We start from the raw sequence: 19,116 nt of genomic DNA on the forward strand, positions 1-19,116 counted from the left end.
CGATCCACGCGAAGTCGCGTCGGAATCGGCGAACCGCGAATCACATCGTTCATCGGAGGAGACGCGCAATGGCGACCGAAGAGGAGCTTCGGGCATACCTGAAGCGAGCCGCAATCGACTTGCATCGCACCCGGCAGCGTCTGCAGGAGGTGGAATACCGGTCGAGTGAGCCCATCGCGGTGATCGGCATGGGCTGCCGGTATCCCGGCGGCGTCGAATCCCCGGAGGATCTGTGGCAGATGGTCGCCGACGGTCGTGACGTGATCTCGCGGTTTCCGACCGATCGCGGGTGGGACGTCGACGGTCTCTATCACCCCGACCCCGACCACGAAGGGACGTCGTACTCCTCGCACGGCGGCTTCCTGGAAGCCGCCGCCGATTTCGACGCTGCCTTCTTCGGCATCAGCCCGCGTGAAGCGCTGGCGATGGAACCGCAGCAGCGGCACATGCTCGAGGTCGCCTGGGAGGCGCTCGAACGTGCGGGTATCGACCCGAATACGTTGCGCGGCACCGATACCGGTGTGTTCGCCGGTATCATCGAGGTCGAATACGGCCCGACCATCATGGACGACCGCAGTGGTCTGGCCGGCTGGTTGCTGATCGGCCGGACCTCCAGCGTCGCGTCGGGGCGGGTGGCCTACTCGCTCGGCCTCGAGGGCCCCGCGGTCTCGCTGGACACCGCGTGCTCGTCGTCGCTGGTGGCCATTCACCAGGCCGCGAATTCGCTGCGGTCGGGCGAATGTTCGCTGGCACTGGCCGGTGGCGCGACGATCATGCCGACACCGGAGGCGTTCATCGCCTTCTCCCGTCAGCGCGTGATTTCGGCGGACGGGCGGGCCAAGGCGTTCGCGGCCGCCGCCGACGGCACCACCTGGTCCGAAGGTGTCGGACTGCTTGTCCTGGAACGACTATCGGACGCGCAGCGCAACGGCCACCCCGTCCTGGCCGTGTTGCGCGGATCCGCGGTGAACCAGGACGGCGCGTCCAACGGTCTGACCGCGCCGAACGGCCCATCGCAGCGGCGGGTCATCGAAGCCGCGCTGCGCAATGCCAAGATTCCCGCGTCCGGCGTCGATGTCGTCGAGGCGCACGGCACCGGCACCCCACTGGGTGACCCGATCGAGGCGAACGCGCTGCTGGCCACCTACGGCCAGGACCGCACGACGCCGCTGCTGCTCGGCTCGATCAAATCGAACATCGGTCACAGCAGTGCCGCGGCCGGTGTGGCAGGCGCGATCAAGGTGATCATGGCGATGCGGCACGGGACGGTGCCGCCGACCCTGCACGTCGACGAGCCGTCGCACCAGGTCGACTGGGACGCGGGTGCGGTGGAACTGGTGACCGAGGCCACGCGGTGGCCCGAGGTCGACCGTCCGCGCCGGGCGGCGGTGTCCGCCTTCGGTATCAGCGGCACCAACTCCCATGTGATCTTCGAAGAGGCGCCCGCTCCCGTCACCGAGGAGAGCGAGCCCGAGGCAGCCGGTGTCGAGCAGGTCGAGCCCGCGGCGACGGCATGGGTCGTCTCCGCGGCCACCGCGCCCGCGCTGTCCGATCAGATCGCCCGGTTGAGCACCTTCCTCGACGATCATCCCGAGCACTCGCCCGCCGACATCGGGTATTCGCTGGCCTCCCGGCGCGCCAGGTTCGCCCATCGCGCGGTGGTGCTCGGCAGCACCCGCGAGGAACTGATCGCGGCGCTGAAGACGGCCGCGTCGGTCGTCGAAGACTCCGCGACCGCCGACGCCGGGGCCAACGTGGCGGTCGGCGTGGCGGGCAGCTCCGCCAAGACCGCGGTGATGTTCCCCGGCCAGGGCGCGCAGCGCGTCGGCATGGGGCGCGCGCTGTACGAGCGGTATCCGGTGTACGCCGCCGCCTTCGACGAGGTGTGCGCGCGGCTCGACCCCGCACTGGGGCGTTCGCTGCGCGAGGTCGTCTTCGCCGAACCAGATACCGCCGAGGCGGCGCTGCTCGATCACACCGCCTTCACCCAGGCCGCGCTTTTCGCGGTCGAGGTGGCGCTGTTCCGGTTGGCCGAGAGTTTCGGCGTCCTACCGGATCTGGTGCTCGGACACTCGATCGGCGAGATCTCGGCCGCCCACGTCGCGGGTGTGCTGTCGCTGGATGACGCGGCCACCCTGGTCGCCGCGCGTGGCAGGCTCATGCAGGCGCTGCCCGAGGGTGGCGCGATGCTGTCGGTGCGTGCGGACGAGCAGACGGTGCTGCCGTTGCTGTCCGGCCGCGAGAGCGGTGTGGCCATCGCCGCGATCAACAGCCCGTCGGCGCTGACGATCTCGGGTGTTGCCGAGGTCGTCGACGACATCGCGGCGGAGTTGCGCTCGCTCGGACACACGGTCAAACCGCTGCGGGTGAGCCACGCGTTCCACTCGCCGCTCATGGAGCCGATGCTCGCCGAATTCGGCGCGGTCGCCGCCTCGCTCACCTACCAGCGGCCGTCGATCCCGATCGTCTCCAACGTCACCGGCACGGTCGCCGAACCCGAGCAGCTGTGCACCCCGGAGTACTGGGTGCGCCATGTCCGCGAGGCGGTCCGCTTCGCCGACGGCGTGCGCGCCGCGCATGATTTCGGCGCGACGGTGTTCCTCGAGGTGGGGCCGGGCGCGAGTTCGACCACCCTGGTCGACGAGGTGCTCAACGACGGTGTCGACGAGGCCGTCGCCGTGGCCACCGCGCTGCTGCGACCCAAGCAGGACGAGCCGATCGCGTTCTACGCGGGTCTGGCCGCCGCGCACGCTTCGGGCACCGCGGTCGACTGGACCCGGGGCATCGATGTGGACGCGGTCGCGCGGGTCGACCTGCCGACCTACGCGTTCCAGCACCGGCGTTACTGGCTGGACAAGCCGACCGGAACCGGCGACGTCGCGGGCGTCGGCCTCGGCGTGGTCGATCACCCGCTGCTCGGCGCGAAGATCACGCAGGCGAGCGGCGGCGACGATGTGCTGCTGACCGGCCTGTTGTCGACCCGGGCCCAGCCCTGGCTGGCCGATCACGTGGTCGGCGGCTCGATCCTGGTGCCGGGCACCGCGTTCGTGGAGATCGCCCTGCTGGCCGGTGCCCAGGTCGGCGTCCCCCGGATCGGCGAACTGGTGTTGCAGGCACCGCTGGTGTTGCCCGAGCGGGGTGGTGTCGAGGTGCAGGCCGTGGTCGGTGGTTCCGGCGACGATCGTCCCATCACCGTCTACTCGCGGCCCCAGCAGCTCGACGACGAGGTCGAGCAGGCGGAGTGGACAGTGCACGCCACCGGCTCGCTGGTGCTCGACGACGCGTCCGCGGTCGTGACGGCGGAGCCTGCCAGCTGGCCCGTGTCCGGCGCCACCTCGGTCGAGATCGGTGATCCCTACGCCGAACTCGCCGACGCGGGCTACGGCTACGGTCCGGTGTTCCAGGGGCTGCGCGCGGTCTGGCGGCGCGGCGAGGAACTGTTCGCCGAGGTGGAACTGCCGGAGCAGGCGCGCGGCGCGGCGGGAGCGTTCGGGATCCACCCGGCGCTGCTCGACGCGGCGTTGCACGCGATGGCCGTCGCCGGCGGCGATACCGACGGTGACCAGATCCGGTTGCCGTTCGCGTGGGAGGGCGTCACCCTGCACGCGGTCGGCGCCACGGCGGTGCGCGTTCGACTCGCGGCCACCGGCACGGATCGGATGTCGATCACCGCGGTCGACACGGCGGGCGCACCGGTCGTCACGGTGGACGGACTGTCGCTGCGGGCGATGTCACGCGACGCGCTCGGCGGGTCCGCGAAGCCGGCCGCCGCCGAGGGGCTGTACGCATCGACCTGGGTGCCGCAGCCGGTTGTCGAAGCGGCACAGGGGAACTGGGAGCCCTACGCCGACGTCGAGAACGAGTACGAAGAGGTGGTCAGCACCGCGAGCGCCAAGGCCGTGGTGCTGCGCTTCGGTGGCGACACCGAGGACGTGCCGGGCCCGGACGCGGTGCGCACCACGGTGACCACGGTGCTGCGGCGGGTACAGGACGTGCTCGCCGACGAGCGCAACGCCGACGCCACCCTGGTGGTGGTCACCAGCCACGCGGTCTCGATCGAAGGCGCCGAGCCGATCGGTGACCTGGCGGTGGCGCCGGTGTGGGGCTTGTTGCGCAGCGCGCAGGCCGAGCAGCCCGACCGTATCCAGCTCGTCGACGTCGACGACGCGGACGACTACCGCGCCGCCGTCGCCGCGACGCTCGGCGGTTCCGAGGGGCAGGTCGCGTTCCGGCGCGGCGTGCCGCACGTACCCCGCCTCGCCCGTCCCGGCGCGGACAGCGCGTCCGGATCGGCCCTGGTCGGTAGCAGGCCGTGGCTGCTGACCTCGCTCGGCAAGGGCACGCTGCACGGCGACAACATCGTGCTGGTCGAGAGTTCCGACAGCGAGCCCTTGCGCCCGGGCGAGGTGCGGGTGCGACTGCGGGCCTCCGGTATGAACTTCCGCGACGTACTGATCGTGCTCGGCATGTACCCGGATCCGGACGCGCCGATCGGCGGTGAGGGCGCGGGCATCATCGTCGACGTGGCCGACGACGTCACCGAATTCGCCGTCGGCGACAAGGTGATGGGCCTGTTCTCCGGACTCGGCTCCACCGTCGTCTCCGATCAGCGCATGGTGGCCGCGATGCCCGAGGGGTGGACCTACGCGCAAGCGGCGGCCGTCCCCGCGGTCTTCGGCACCGCCTACTACTCGCTGGTCGATCTGGCAGGCGTGCGGGCGGGGGAGTCGCTGCTCATCCACGCCGCGACCGGTGGTGTCGGCATGGCGGCGACCCAGCTGGCCAGGCACCTCGGGCTCGAGGTCTACGCGACGGCCAGCGAGCCGAAGTGGAAGACCCTGCGCGAGATCGGCTACGACGACGCGAATATCGGGAACTCGCGCACCCTCGACTTCGAGCAGAAGTTCCTGGCCGCGACCGACGGGCGCGGCGTGGACGTGGTCCTCGACTCGCTCGCGGGCGATTTCGTCGACGCGTCCCTGCGGCTGCTGCCGCGCGGCGGTCGGTTCATCGAGATGGGCCAGACCGACGTGCGTGATCCGGAGAAGATCGCGCGGGAGTATCCCGGTGTCGCCTACCGCGGATTCGTGCTGATGGAAGCCGGACCCGACCGGCTGCACGAGATCCTCACCGAACTGGTGGCGCTGTTCGCGAGCGGCGCGCTTGCCCCACTTCCGGTCACCACCTGGGACGTGCGCCGGGCGCCGGAGGCGTTCCGTTTCCTCAGCCAGGCCAGGCATGTCGGCAAGAACGTACTGACGATTCCGGCCCCGCTCGATCCCGAGGGCACGGTGCTCGTCACCGGCGGCACGGGCGTGCTCGGTGGGGAGATCGCTCGTCACCTGGTGCGGGCAAGGGGGATGCGTCACCTGGTGCTGACCAGCCGCAGTGGTTCGGCGGCGGCGGGTGCGAGCGAACTGCGCGAGGAACTGATCGCGCTCGGCGCCGAAGTCGAGATCGCCGCCTGCGACGTCGCCGACCGCGACGCGCTGGCAGCGCTGCTGGCCGACATCCCGCGGGCACACCCGCTGACCGCGGTCGTGCATACGGCGGGCGTGACCGATGACGCGGTGTTCGGGGCACAGACCCCGAAGAGCCTGGAGACCGCGCTGCGGCCGAAGGTCGACGCCGCGTGGAACCTGCACGTGGCCACCCGGGACCTGGGGCTCGCGGAGTTCGTGCTCTACTCCTCGGTCGCCGGTGTGCTCGGCGGTCCGGGTCAGGCGAACTACGCCGCCGCCAACGTCTACCTCGACGCGCTGGCCCAGCACCGGCAGCGACTCGGATTGCCCGCGACCTCGATCGCGTGGGGACTCTGGGCGCAGGCCAGTGGCATCACCGCGGAGTTGTCGGATATCGACCGGGCGCGCATGCGTCGCGACGGCATGATCGGCATCGACACCGCCGACGGTGTGGTCATGTTCGACAACGCCCTGTCGACGGGTGCGGCGCTGACGGTGGCCGCGCGGCTCGATCTCGCGGCGATCAGGGCCGCGGGCGCCGACGATCCGACACTGCTGCCGCCGCCGCTGCGCGGTCTGCTGCGGGCCGCACCTCGGCGTGCCGGAGGTGGCGCGGGCGAGGCCGGTGAATCCTCTTCGCTGGCGAAGAGCCTGCTCGCGATGAGTCCGGTGGATCAGGAGCGCACGATGCTCACTCTGATCAGGTCGCATGCCGCCGCGGTGCTCGGGCACGATTCGCCCGACGAGATCGGGCCCGGCCAGGCGTTCACCGACCTCGGCTTCGACTCCCTCGGCGCGGTGGAGTTCCGTAACCGACTCAAGTCGGCGACCGGGCTCAAGCTGACCACGACGGTGGTGTTCGACTACCCGACGCCGGCCATCCTGGCTCGGTACATGTGCGAGGAGATCGTCCCGGCCGACGCGGCGGCGGCGCGCATCATCGCCGAGATCGACACCGTCGCCGCGGGTTTCGCGGCAGCGGCACTGAGCGGTGCCGAGCGGACCGATATCGCCGACCGCCTCGACGAACTCCTGCGCGCCGTGCGGGGCGAGGAAGACGATGCCGTGATCTCCGAACTCGGCAGCGCCGCCGACGACGAACTGTTCGAGTTCTTCGACAGCGACCCCGCGAGCCTGGGGTAGGTCGGCCGCCGCCGCGCCCCGGGCATCGCAGCGGGCGGCGGCGGCACAGTTCGTCATCTCACCCCTGACCCGGCGTCGTCGACGAGACGGCGCCGGGTCGTCAGAAAGGAAATACCGACCTCATGCGAATGCGACATCATGGTGCCGCCGCTCTTCTGGTGTCCGCGTTGGCGGTCATCGCCAACGCCGTGGCGTCACCGATCGCCGTGGCGAAGCCGGGGGTGCCGATCGCGAGCGACCGTTGTACCGCCGAACAGCGCACCGCGTCGCTGCGAGCCGACCAGCAGCGCGTGTTCGACCTGCTCGGTCCGCTGCGGACGCTGAACGGCCCGCAGGACCTGGCGCCGCTGGCGGCCGCGGGCACCTACGGTCCCGACTCGCACGGCTGGGTGCAGTACGAGCGGATGGGTGTGGCGCTGCTGGACCTGAACCAGGCACTGCAGATCATCGGCAAGCAGATGCCCGGGATGAACCCGGGCCGCGACACCGTGGTCAGCGGCAAGCCCGCGGGATTGTTCTACCGCTCACGACAGACCGGCTTCGACTACCACGACGCCGTGACGCCCGCGTTCCCGTACGACCTGGTCGGCTGGTTCTACGCCGGTGTCTACACCCCCGGTGAGACCCCGAACGAGGTGGGGCTGTGCATGTTCCGCGGCGACTGGGCCTTCCACGAGCGTGGCGTGCACACCTTCCCGAAGTTCGACATGTACATGATGCCGCCGCAGGAGGACTATCTCGGCCAGAAGCGGGGCGACACCCCGCTGCCGGGTGGGTCGACACCGTCCGGGCTGGTCCATCCGCGCGGCTGGGACGTGCACATCTTCCTCGACCCGACGAACCCCACGACGCCGGTGGCCTCGGACCTGAGCCCGTTCGGCGACATTCCCGGCGTGGTCGGCGGTATGGACACCGCGTTCCCGTACCCGGTCTGGCCGGACGAGCTCGCGGCCGGTGCCGATCCGCATCCGGTCACACCCGGGATGACCTCCGGGCACAGCCACAATTGATCGGAGCGCCAATGACACAGCCGGACAACGTCACCGTACTGATCGTCGGCGCGGGCGGGTGTGGGTTGTCCACGTCGATCTTCCTCTCCAATCTCGGCGTGGATCACCTGCTGATCGAGCAACGCGGCGAGACGTCGCGGCTGCCGAAGGCCCACTACCTGAGCCAGCGGACCATGGAGCTGTACCGCCAGCACGGGGTCGCCGACGCGATCACCGCGGTCGGCGCGCCACTGGACAAGTTCGGCAAGGTGGTGTGGCAGACCTCGCTGACCGGCCGCGGCCCCTACGACGGCAAGGTGCTCTACGAACTCGACGCCTTCGGGGCGGGCTCGCTGAGCGAACGCTACGCGGGCGACAGCCCGGTCGATTCGACCAACCTGCCACAGATCCGGCTGGAGCCGATCCTGCGCGACCTGGCCGAACAGCGTGCGCCCGGTCGCGTCCGGTACGGGTGCGAACTGCTCGACTGGGTCGACGAGGGCTCGATGATCGTGGCCCGGCTGCGCGACGCCGACGGCGTGGAGTCGACGGTGCGGGCGAAGTACCTGATCGCCGCCGACGGCGGTCGCACCGTGGGGCCGCGGCTGAAGGTGAAGATGGAGGGGTGGCCGAAGTTCCACCAGGTCACCACGGCGCATTTCTCGGCCGACCTGTCGCGCTGGCAGCACGACGGCGCCCTGATCACCTTCTTCATCAACCCCGAACTCGCCGAGTTGTCCGGCGCGATGCTGGTACAGATGGGACCCACCTGGGGGAAGTTCTCCGAGGAATGGGGTCTGCACTTCACCGCGGACGCCGACGATCCGGCACGTACCCGCAAAGACGCGCTGCTGCAACGGATTCGCGATGTGCTCAAGGCGCCGGACCTGCCGATCACCTTGCACAAGGTGAGCAGCTGGACCGTCGACGCGGTGCTCGCGGCGAAGTACCGGGTGGGCAATGTGTTCCTGGCGGGCGACGCGGCGCACCGCATGCCACCGGCCGCGGGGCTTGGCCTGAACACCGCCATCCAGGACGGCCACAATCTGGCCTGGAAGATCGCGGCCGTGGAGTCGGGGCGCTCGGAGGCCTCCCTGCTCGACAGCTACGAATCCGAGCGACGCCCGGTCGGCCGGGACAATCTGGACTGGGCGCTGGGCATCCTGAAGAACACCGAACTGATCACCGAGAACGCGCTCGGCTTCGGTCCCCAGGTGCCGCGGCTGGTGCGGCCCGCGTTCTTCCACGTGTACTTCGAGGATTCCCGTCGTGGCGCGACGACCAGGGCCCGGGCCGGTGAGGTGTTCCGCACCCACCGGGTCGACTGCCAGGCCCACGACATGGAACTCGGCCTGGCCTACGCCGAAGGCGCCCTCACCCCCGACGGCACCGCGGCGCCGCCGCGCGCGCCGATGGGCGATATCTACCACCCGACCACGCGGCCCGGGCACCGGTTGCCGCACGCGTGGTTGGACAAGGACGGCACCCGACTGTCGACCTTGGACCTGGTTCCGCGCGACCGCCCGGTGCTGCTGGTCGGTCCCGAGGGACAGCCGTGGCTCGACGCGGCGCGTGAGCTCGGCGCCGACCCCGATGCCCCGTTCGTGGTCGCGGCCATCGGCGACGACCACGTCGCGGCCACCTATCGCGAGGACGGTGCCTGGTCGCGGGTCCGCGAGATCGCCGACGACGGGGCGATCCTGGTGCGCCCCGACCACCACGTGTGCTGGCGCAGCCTGCGCGGCAACGACAATCCGGCGGCCGCGTTGCGCGCCGCCTTCGCGAACACAGGAGCGAGTCGATGGCGATGACACGCCGACGCAACCGGGCCAACTGGCGATTGCTGGCGATCGTTCCGCTGATCGCGGGGTTCGTCGCGGTCACCGGTGGGTCTGCCGGGTCGGCTCCGGTCGGCGGTGGTTGCGGGGCGGACCACTGGGTGGCGACCTGGATGGCCGCGCCGTCGGATTCGGCCTCGCAGGCCGACTTCTCGTTCGATCCGATCACCTCGGTGGGTGACCAGACCTACCGCATGGTGATCACGCCGCATCGGGCGGGCGCGACCCTGCGTGTGCGTCTGACCAACCGGCTCAGCCCCGCCGAGGTGACCTTCACCTCGGTGACGGTCGGCAAACAGGCCGGGGGACCGCGGGTCTGGTCCGACTCGCTGCGGACGGTGACCTTCGGCGGCGCGTCGTCGGTGACGGTCCCGGCGGGCGGCGACGTGGTCAGTGACCCGGTCGCCCTGTCGTTCGGTTCGTTCGAACCGCTGGCGGTGAGCGTCTACGTTCCGGGCAGCTCACGCGCGCCGACCGAACATCTCCAGGGCATGGCGACCAGCTACTACGGTTCGCCGGGCACCGGTGACCGGACCCACGACGTCGACGGCGGATCGCTGGACCGCACAACGACTTCGGTGCTGTACGTCTCCGGTGTCGACGTCCTCGCCCCGGCTTCGGCGTCGACGCTGGTGGCCTTCGGCGATTCGATCACCGAGGGTTTCGTCGGCAGCGGTTACTCCGAGGTGCCACAGTCACCGGCGGCCGTCGACCAGAATCTGCGTCCGACCGACTTCCTGCAACGTCGACTCGACGCCGCGGGGATCCCGATCTCGGTGGTCAACTCGGGTATCTGGGGCAATCGGCTGCTCGATGACGCGTTGCGCACCCTGCCGCAACTCGGCCCCCGTGGCCTGACCCGGATCCAGCCCGACGTGATCGAGGTGGCCGGAGTCACCGACGCGATCGTCATGTTCGGCGCCAACGACTTCGCGATCCCCGAGTGGGCGACGACCGCGGAGATGATCGCCGGCTACACCGAGGCCGTGCACCGGTTGCGGGCGGCGGGCATCCGGGTGGTGCTCGGTACCAACCCGCCGTTGAAGTACTCGCTGCTGGCGGGCAATTTCGCACCGTTCGCGGATCAGCGCAGGGTCGAACTCAACGATTGGGTGCGCACCCAGCGGATCGCTGACGGCGTCGTCGACTACGACGCGTTGCTGGCCGACCCGCACGCCGACGCGATCATCCTGTCGCGGTACCGCGGCCTGGACAACCACGTCGGCCCCGCGGGTTACGCCGCCATGGCCGATCTCATCGATATCGCCGCGCTGCGTGGCAGCGGCTGCGGCAACCAGGAGCGGTAGCCATGACGCCACACGACGACGAACTGGTCGAAGCGCTCCGTAGTTCGCTGCTGGAAGGCGATCAGCTACGCAGGCGCAACGATCAGCTCAGTACCCAGCTGTCCGAGCCGATCGCCATCGTGGGCATGGCCTGCCGATTGCCCGGCGGCGCCGACTCACCGGACCGGTGGTGGACGCAGTTGCTCGAAGGCGTGGACAGCATCGGCGACTTCCCCGGTGACCGGGGCTGGGTCGACGAACCGGACGCGCAGCCCTATCCCCATCTCGGTGGATTCCTGTACGACGCCATGGATTTCGATCCGGCGTTCTTCGGGATCTCGCCGCGTGAGGCGCTCGCGATGGACCCCCAGCAGCGGCTGCTGCTCGAGGTCGGGTGGGAGGCGATCGAGAGCGCGGGTATCGATCCGGTCAGCCTGCGTGGCAGCGAGACCGGGGTGTACGCGGGCGTGATGTACCACGATTACGCCGATCGCCTGCACGCCGTGCCCGAACAGGTGGAGGGCCATCTGCGCACGGGCAGCCTGGCCAGCGTCGTGTCCGGCCGGGTCGCCTTCGCGCTCGGTCTCACGGGTCCGGCGGTGACCATAGACACGGCGTGTTCGTCGTCGTTGGTGGCTCTGCACACCGCGGCGCAGGAGTTGCGGCGCGGTGGGTGCTCGATGGCCCTGGTCGGTGGTGTCACCGTGATGTCGACGCCGAAGGTGTTCGCCGAGTTCGCGATGCAGGGCGGACTGGCCGCCGACGGCCGGTGCAAATCGTATGCCGCGGCCGCCGACGGGACCGGCTGGTCCGAGGGCGCGGCGGTCGTGTTGGTCGAAAGGCTGTCGGACGCTCGCCGTCTCGGCCACGAGGTGCTCGCGGTGTTGCGCGGCAGCGCGGTCAACCAGGACGGCGCGTCGAACGGTTTGACCGCGCCGAGTAGGCAGGCGCAGGAACGGGTGATCGCGCGGGCACTGTCCGCCGCGCGGCTCACCGCCGACGACATCGACCTCGTCGAAGGCCATGGCACGGGTACCCGGCTGGGCGATCCGATCGAGGTGCAGGCGCTGCTGGCCACCTACGGGCAGGGGCGGACCCGTCCGCTGCTGCTCGGCTCGGCGAAATCGAATATCGGCCACACCCAGGCCGCCGCGGGCGTGGCCGGGGTGATCAAGGCCGTGTTGGCGATGCGAGGCGGAGTCGTCCCGCCCACGCTGCACGTCGATGACCGCACGCCGCACGCGGATTGGGACTCCGGCGCGATAGAACTGGTCACCACGGCCCGGTCGTGGCCCGAGACCGGCAGGCCACGGCGCGCGGCGGTGTCGTCGTTCGGCATCAGCGGCACCAACGCCCACGTTATCCTCGAATCCGCCACGGTCGGTGACCCCGCGTTCGGTGACCCCGCGTTCGTGGACCCGGCGGACGAGCCGCTGACGCCGTGGATCCTGTCCGGCAAGACCTCGGCGGCGCTGCGCGCCAACGCCGCCCGGCTCGGCGAGGCACTCGCCGAGCACCCCGAACACACGGCCGCCGATATCGGTGTCAGCGCGGCGGTGAGCCGGTCCCGGTTCGGCCACCGCGCCGTGATCCTCGGCCACGGTCGCGACGAGCTGGAATCCGGGCTGGCCGCGCTGGCCGCGGACACCGAATCCAGCGCGGTCCACCTCGGCTCGGTGGACCCGTCGGCCCGCGTGGCGATGCTGTTCCCCGGCCAGGGCGCTCAGCGCGTCGGCATGGGCGCGACGCTCGCCGCGCGCTATCCGGTCTTCGCGGCCGCCTTCGACGAGGTGTGCGCGCACCTGGACGCCACGCTGGGGCGATCCCTGCGCGAGCTCGTCATCGACGGCGCAGGCGAGCCGGGGCTGCTCGACCGCACCGCCTACGCCCAGGCCGCGCTGTTCGCGACCGAGGTGGCACTGTTCCGGCTGATCGAATCATTCGGTGTACGACCGGATTTCCTCGTCGGACACTCCATCGGCGAGGTGAGCGCGGCGTATCTGGCCGAGGTCTGGTCCTTGGCCGACGCCACCCGCCTGGTCGCGGCGCGCGGAACCCTGATGCAGTCGCTACCCGAAGGCGGGGCGATGCTGTCGATCGCGAGCGACGAGCAGACCGTCGCGGCCCTGATCGCCGAGCGGTCCACCCAGGTCAGCGTCGCCGCGGTGAACGCGCGCCGATCGGTGGTGATCTCAGGCGCCGAGGCCGCCGTCGCCGAGATCGCCGCGCACTTCGACGCGGCGTCGGTGAAACGCCTGCGCGTGAGCCACGCGTTCCATTCGCCGTTGATGGCGCCGATGCTCGACGAGTTCGCCGCCGTGTGCGCCGATCTCACCTATCACCCGCCGAACATTCCGGTGGTGTCCAACCGCACCGGGGAACGCGCCACCGCGGCGCAACTGTGCTCGCCCGAATACTGGGTGGGCCATGTCAGCGACCCGGTGCGCTTCGCCGATGGGCTGAGTTGGTTGCGCGGATCCGGTCGGGTGGGCGTCTTCCTCGAGGTCGGGCCGGGTGCGGCGCTGTCGTCGCTGGTGCTCGCCGACGACGACGGTTCGTCGAACGCGGTCGTCGCGCCGTTGCTGCGCCCCGCGCAGGACGAGGAACTCTCGGTGTGCACCGCGCTGGCCCGTGCCTTCACCGCCGGCGTCGCGGTGGATTGGGCCGGGCTGCCCGCGCTGGCCGGAGGGCGACGAATTCCGTTGCCTACCTATGCGTTCGAACACCAGCGCTTCTGGTTGCCGATCGAGGCCGGTGCCGGTGACGTGACCGCGTCGGGTCTGGACGCCGCGGCGCATCCGCTGCTCGGAGCGGAGATCTCGGTCGCCGACAGTGGCCGCGTCGTGCTGACCGGCGTGCTGTCGACCCGGACGCACCCGTGGCTGGCCGATCACCGGATCGACGGGCAGATCGTGGTGGCGGGCGCGGTATTCGTCGAGCTGTTGTTGCGGGCGGCCGACAGCGTCGGCTGTGACCGCGTCGACGACCTGATCGTCGTCGCCCCGTTGACGCTGACCGGCACCGATGACGTGCGCGTCCAGCTCGTCATCGACCAACCGCGGGACGGCCGCTACCCGGTGACGGTGCACGCGGGCGCCGGAGCGGGCTGGCGGCGCCATGCCGAAGCGACCCTCAGCGCGGGCGGCGAGCTCGGCGACCGCGTCGCGACCGATACCGGCTCGGCGGCGCCGTGGCCGCCCGAAGGCGCGGTGCCGGTCGAGACCGCCGACTTCTACGAGCGACTCGAGCGACTCGGCTATCAATACGGACCGTTGTTCCGGGGTGTCCGCGGGTTGTGGCGCCGCGGGGACGACGTGTTCGCCACCGTCGCGGCGCCCGACCACCTCGACACCACCCGGTTCCACCTGCATCCCGCGCTGCTCGACGCCGCGCTGCACGGCATGGTCGACACCGAACCCGGTGCGCCCCTGCGGTTGCCGTTCGGTTGGGAGGGCGTGCGGTTGCACGCGGTGGGTGCGTCGGTGCTGCACGTCTGCCTGACGGCGACGGCACCCGATCGTCTCCGGGTCACCGCCGACGACACCGCGGGCCGACCGGTGCTGTCGGTGGACGCCCTGCTGTTGCGCGAGTCGGCGGGATCCGACGCGCGGACCCGTTCGAGCGCGCATCCGCTCTACGCGGTGGAGTGGATTCCTCTGCCCGGCGCCGCGCTGCCGAGTACGCCCGCGGCGCCCGTGCCGAGTGTCGCCGACCTCGAGGGCGCGCGGACCGCACCGGAACACGCGGTCCTGGTCGTCGCCTCGGACGGCACCGACGAGCCCTCGGAGGTGCGCGCCACCACGGCGCTGGTCATGGACCGGGTCCAGCGGTTCCTCGCGACCGAACGCCTGACCGACACCACGCTGGTCGTGGTGACGCGCGGTGCGGTGGCCGTCGAGGTGACCGACACCGTCGATCTGCGCGGTGCGGCGATCTGGGGACTGTTGCGGTCGGCCCAGACCGAGAACCCGGATCGGCTGGTGCTGCTCGACATCGGTCCCGACACCGGGCTCGACGACGCCGTCGCCGCGACCGTCGCGGCGGCCGAGCCCCAGGTGGCCTGGCGCGGGGCGAATGCCTCGGTGCCGAGAATGGTCCGTCACGACGTCATCGACGTGGCCGACCCGATCCGGGATCCGCACTGGCGGTTGACGATCGGTGAGAAGGGCACGCTGACCACGATCGGTCTGAGCCGCCTGGCCGAGGATCCCGTTCCGGTGCTGGCCGCGGGGCAGGTTCGGGTGCGGATGCGGGCGGCGGGCATCAACTTCCGCGACGTGCTGATCAGTATCGGCATGTACCCGAATCCGGACGCCGTGCTGGGTGGCGAGGGCGCCGGTGTGGTCGTCGAAGTGGCGCCCGACGTCACCGACTTCGCGCCCGGCGATCGGGTGATGGGTCTGTTCGACGGTGTGGGGTCGACGGTCGTCACCGACCACCGCACGATCGTGCGGATTCCGGAGGGCTGGTCGTTCCCTCAGGCCGCCTCGGTACCGGTGGTGTACCTGACCGCGTACTACGGTCTGCTCGACCTGGCGAAGCTGCGCGCGGGCCAGTCCCTGCTGATCCACGCCGCGACCGGTGGCGTCGGCACCGCCGCTCGGCAATTGGCGAAGCACTGGGGTGTGCGGGTCTACGCGACCGCGAGTCCCGGCAAGCAGAACGTGCTGGTCGCGGATGGGTTGTCGCCCGAGCAGATCGCCAATTCGCGGACCCTGGACTTCGAGGAACAGTTCCGCGTCGCGACCGAAGGGAACGGTGTCGACGTCGTCCTCGATTCGCTGGCAGGCGAATTCGTCGACGCGTCGCTGCGGCTGTTGCCGCGCGGCGGGCAGTTCGTCGAGATGGGCATGACCGATCGCCGCGATCCCGCCGCGATCGCCGCCGAGTACCCGGGTGTCGGCTACCACTCGTTCCTCGTCACCGAGGTCGCGCCGGACCGCATCGCGCAGATGCTGGCCGAGATCGTGGCACTGTTCGACGCGGGCGCGCTCACCCCGCCGCCGGTCACCACCTGGGACGTGCGACAGGCAACGAGCGCGCTGCGGTTCGTGAGCCAGGCCCGCCAGGTCGGCAAGGTGGTACTCACCGTGCCGCCGCCGCTGGATCCCGGCCACACGGTCATGATCACCGGCGGTGTCGGCACGATCGGCGCCGCGCTGGCACGACATGTCGTGGCCCAGTACGGAGTTGCGCGACTCCTGCTGACCTCCCGGCGCGGCGCCGAGACGCCCGGGGCGGCCGAACTCGTCGCCGAGTTGCGCGAAGGCGGCGCCGAAGCCACGGTCGCCGCGTGCGATGTCGCCGATCGGGCCGCGCTGGCGGCCCTGCTCGACGGTATCGATCCCGAGCATCCGCTCGGTGCTGTCATCCACTGCGCGGGCACCGTGAGCGACGCGGCGTTCGAGAAGTTGACCATCGACGATCTGGACCGGGTGCTGCCCGCGAAGGTCGACGCCGCGTGGAACCTGTACGAGCTGACCCGTGACCTCGACCTGTCGGCGCTGGTCCTGTTCTCCTCGGCGGCGGGCGTTCTCGGCAACGCGGGCCAGGCCAACTACGCGGCGGGCAACGCCTACCTGGACGGGCTCGCGGTGCGCGCCGCCCGCTCCGCGGTGCCCGCCACATCGTTGGCGTGGGGGCTGTGGTCCCAGAGCAGCGGCGTGAGTGGGCATCTGGCGCAACGCGATCTGGACCGGATGGCGCGCGGTGGGTTCACGCCCCTGTCCACCGCGGAGGCGTTGGGGATGTTCGACGCGGCGCTGTCGTCGGGCACGCAGGCGTCGGTCCCGATGCGTATCGATGTCGCGGCGGCGAGGGCGTCGGCCACGGCCGGGTCGCCGTTGCCCGCGATGTTGAGTACGATCGTTCGTATGCGTCGCAGTGCGCAGTCGGCGCCGGTGCTGGAGAACACCGCGCTGCTGCTCGTGGGGCGCAGTGGCGCCGACCGGCGTCGCGTCGTGTCGGAACTGCTGGCACGACATGTGGCCACCGTGCTCGGTCGGGTGGCCGATGAAGCACTCGAACCACAACAGAGATTCGTAGACATGGGGTTCGACTCGTTGACCACGGTCGAGCTCCGTAACCACCTGAAGAAATCGATGGGCGTCATGCTGTCGACCACCGTGATGTTCGACTATCCGACGCCGTACGCGCTCACCGAACACCTGTGTGGCCTGCTGGCATCCGATGCCGACTCGGTCGCGCCGCTGCTCGGCGAATTGACCGCCCTGCTCGACAGATTGGGCGCGGCCGATCCGTCGGACGCCGAACGCGATCGTGCCGTCGCCGGACTGCTCGACGCCGTGCAACGCCTGCGTGGCCCGCAACAACCCGACGTCGTCGGCGCACGGATCGATCTGGCCGACGACACCGCGATATTCGAGTTCATCGACAGCAACCCCGCGTCGGCGTGATCCCGGCGCGCCGCCCACCCTGAGCCAAGGAGCTTGCCTTGCCTGTTACCAGCCGTGAATGGCGTCTGATCGCCCGTCCCGCCGGAACCCCCACGCTCGCCGATGTCGAACTGGCCACGGTGACCCTGGCCGATCCCGCCCCCGGCCAGGCGCTGATCCGCAACGACTGGATGTCGGTCGACCCGTACATGCGCAGCCGGATGAACGCGGGTGACGGCTATCTGCCGCCGTTCGATCTCGATGTCGCGCTGACCGGTGCCGCCGTGGGTACGGTGATCGCCTCGGCCAACGACGCGCTGCCGGTCGGCGCGGTCGTCAGCCACTTCGACGGCTGGCGCGAGTACACTCTGGCGGCCTGGGCGCAGCCCCTCGACGTGACTTCCGTTGCACCGCAGGCGTATCTGGGCGTACTCGGAACCACCGGGCTTACCGCCTACGTCGGTCTCACCGAGGTGGCGAAGGTGAGCGACGGTGACGTCGTGTTCATCTCGGCGGCGGCGGGCGCTGTCGGTTCGGTGGCCGGTCAGCTGGCGCGCAAACTCGGGGCCAAACTGGTGATCGGTTCGGCGGGCGGACCGGAGAAGACCCGAAAGCTGTTGGAGGAATTCGGGTTCGACGCCGCGATCGACTACCGCGCCGGTGATGTGGCCGGCCAGTTGGCCGCTGCCGCACCGGGCGGTATCGACGTCTACTTCGACAATGTCGGCGGCGAGCAGCTCGATGCCGCGCTCGGGGTGATCAAACCCCATGGCCGCGTGGTCCTGTCCGGCTCGCTCGCCACCATCGACAGCGACACCGACTCGCTGCCCCCCGGCCCGAAGAACCTGCCGTTGATCATCGGCAAGCGGGTGTCGCTGTTCAGCATGAACGCCGCCGACTACTTCGCGATCCTGCCCGACTACCTCGCGCAGGCGAAGGGCTGGCTGGCCGACGGCTCGTTGAAGGCCGAGGAGACGGTGTTCGACGGGATCGAGAACGCGTTCGAGGCGTACTCGGCGATGATCCGCGGCGAGAACGTCGGCAAGACCGTGGTGTCGCTGTCCGAGTCGAACGCGAGCTGAGATGACCGACCCGGCGCCCGGATCGATGTCCGGGCGCACCGTCGTCATCACCGGTTCGACCAGCGGTATCGGCTATGCCGCCGCGGCGGCCCTGGGCGCGGCGGGCGCGACAGTGGTCGTGCACGGACGTGATTCGCGACGGACAGCGGCCGCGGCGCGGCAGTTGGGCGCCGCGGGCGCGGGCCGTTTCGTTCCGGTCGCCGCCGACCTCGGCTCGTTGAGCGGGGTGCGCGCGTTCGCCGAACAGGTGGGGGCGGCCGCGCCCGGCGGTGTGCACGTGTTGCTCAACAACGCGGGCGGCGGGTTCGCCGACCGTGAGCTCTCGCCGGACGGGGTGGAGCGGTCGTTCGCCCTCAACCACATCGCCGTCGCGGCGGTGACGCACCGGCTGTTCGACGGACTGCGTGCCGGTGCCGAGTCGGCCGGGGTGCCCTCGCGGGTGATCGTGACGTCGTCGTTCATGGAGAGACGCGGCGATCCGAACCTGGACGACTGGTCCTACGAGCGGAAGTTCCGCCAGGTTGCGGCGTACTGTGACGCGAAGCTGGCCGCTCTCGCCTACAGTTACGCGCTCGCGCGGCGCTGGGAGGGCTCCGGGATCACCGTGAACGCTGCCGACCCGGGCGCGGTGGCGACCCGGTTCGGTGTGGCGGCGGGCGGATTGTTCCGGGTGATCCAAACCGTGGGGCGCCCGTTCATGACCGGTGCGCGCAGCGGGGCCGCCCCGCTCGTCCGGTTGGCCACCGACCCCGAGTCGGCACACACCACCGGCGGTTATCACAACAGGAACGGGTTCGCCCGTTCGTCGTCGGCGTCGCGGGATCCCGAGTTCGGCGCCCGCGTCGTCGAGCGCACCGCCGCGATCGTCGGCGTGGACTGACCACCCGGTACCGAGACGAGAAACGGGGCCTGTCACCAGGC

7 protein-coding genes are annotated in these 19,116 nt (G+C 70.6%); all 7 read left to right on the plus strand.

Going from position 1 to position 19,116, the window contains the following annotated elements; translation table 11 throughout:
* Window positions 1-68 precede the first annotated feature (68 nt).
* On the plus strand, window positions 69-6,605 hold the full coding sequence (locus DAT37_RS24430) for a type I polyketide synthase (protein ID WP_109527125.1): 6,537 nt from the start codon (window positions 69-71) through the stop codon (window positions 6,603-6,605).
* Between the two features lie 122 nt (window positions 6,606-6,727).
* Window positions 6,728-7,615 (plus strand): hypothetical protein, encoded by an 888-nt coding sequence (locus DAT37_RS24435; RefSeq protein ID WP_157978641.1) that lies wholly within the window; start codon window positions 6,728-6,730, stop codon window positions 7,613-7,615.
* An 11-nt stretch (window positions 7,616-7,626) separates the two neighbouring features.
* A complete protein-coding gene (locus tag DAT37_RS24440) occupies window positions 7,627-9,405 on the plus strand; it encodes an FAD-dependent monooxygenase (RefSeq protein WP_109527127.1) in 1,779 nt (592 codons plus the stop codon).
* Window positions 9,396-10,739, plus strand: coding sequence for a GDSL-type esterase/lipase family protein (locus DAT37_RS24445; protein ID WP_232839961.1), 1,344 nt, complete (start codon window positions 9,396-9,398; stop codon window positions 10,737-10,739). Before DAT37_RS24440 ends, DAT37_RS24445 begins: the two co-directional genes overlap by 10 nt.
* 2 nt (window positions 10,740-10,741) lie before the next feature.
* Window positions 10,742-17,134: a type I polyketide synthase gene (locus DAT37_RS24450; RefSeq protein ID WP_109527129.1), complete on the plus strand. Its 6,393-nt coding sequence runs from the start codon at window positions 10,742-10,744 to the stop codon at window positions 17,132-17,134.
* A 38-nt stretch (window positions 17,135-17,172) separates the two neighbouring features.
* Window positions 17,173-18,195 carry an NADP-dependent oxidoreductase gene (locus DAT37_RS24455; protein ID WP_109527130.1) on the plus strand — a complete coding sequence of 341 codons (1,023 nt, stop codon included), beginning with the start codon at window positions 17,173-17,175 and terminating at the stop codon, window positions 18,193-18,195.
* A 1-nt stretch (window position 18,196) separates the two neighbouring features.
* A complete protein-coding gene (locus DAT37_RS24460; RefSeq protein ID WP_109527131.1) occupies window positions 18,197-19,075 on the plus strand; it encodes an SDR family NAD(P)-dependent oxidoreductase in 879 nt (292 codons plus the stop codon).
* The last annotated feature ends 41 nt before the right edge of the window (window positions 19,076-19,116 follow it).

This window comes from Nocardia aurea, from assembly GCF_003123685.1.
Lineage (GTDB): Bacteria > Actinomycetota > Actinomycetes > Mycobacteriales > Mycobacteriaceae > Nocardia > Nocardia aurea.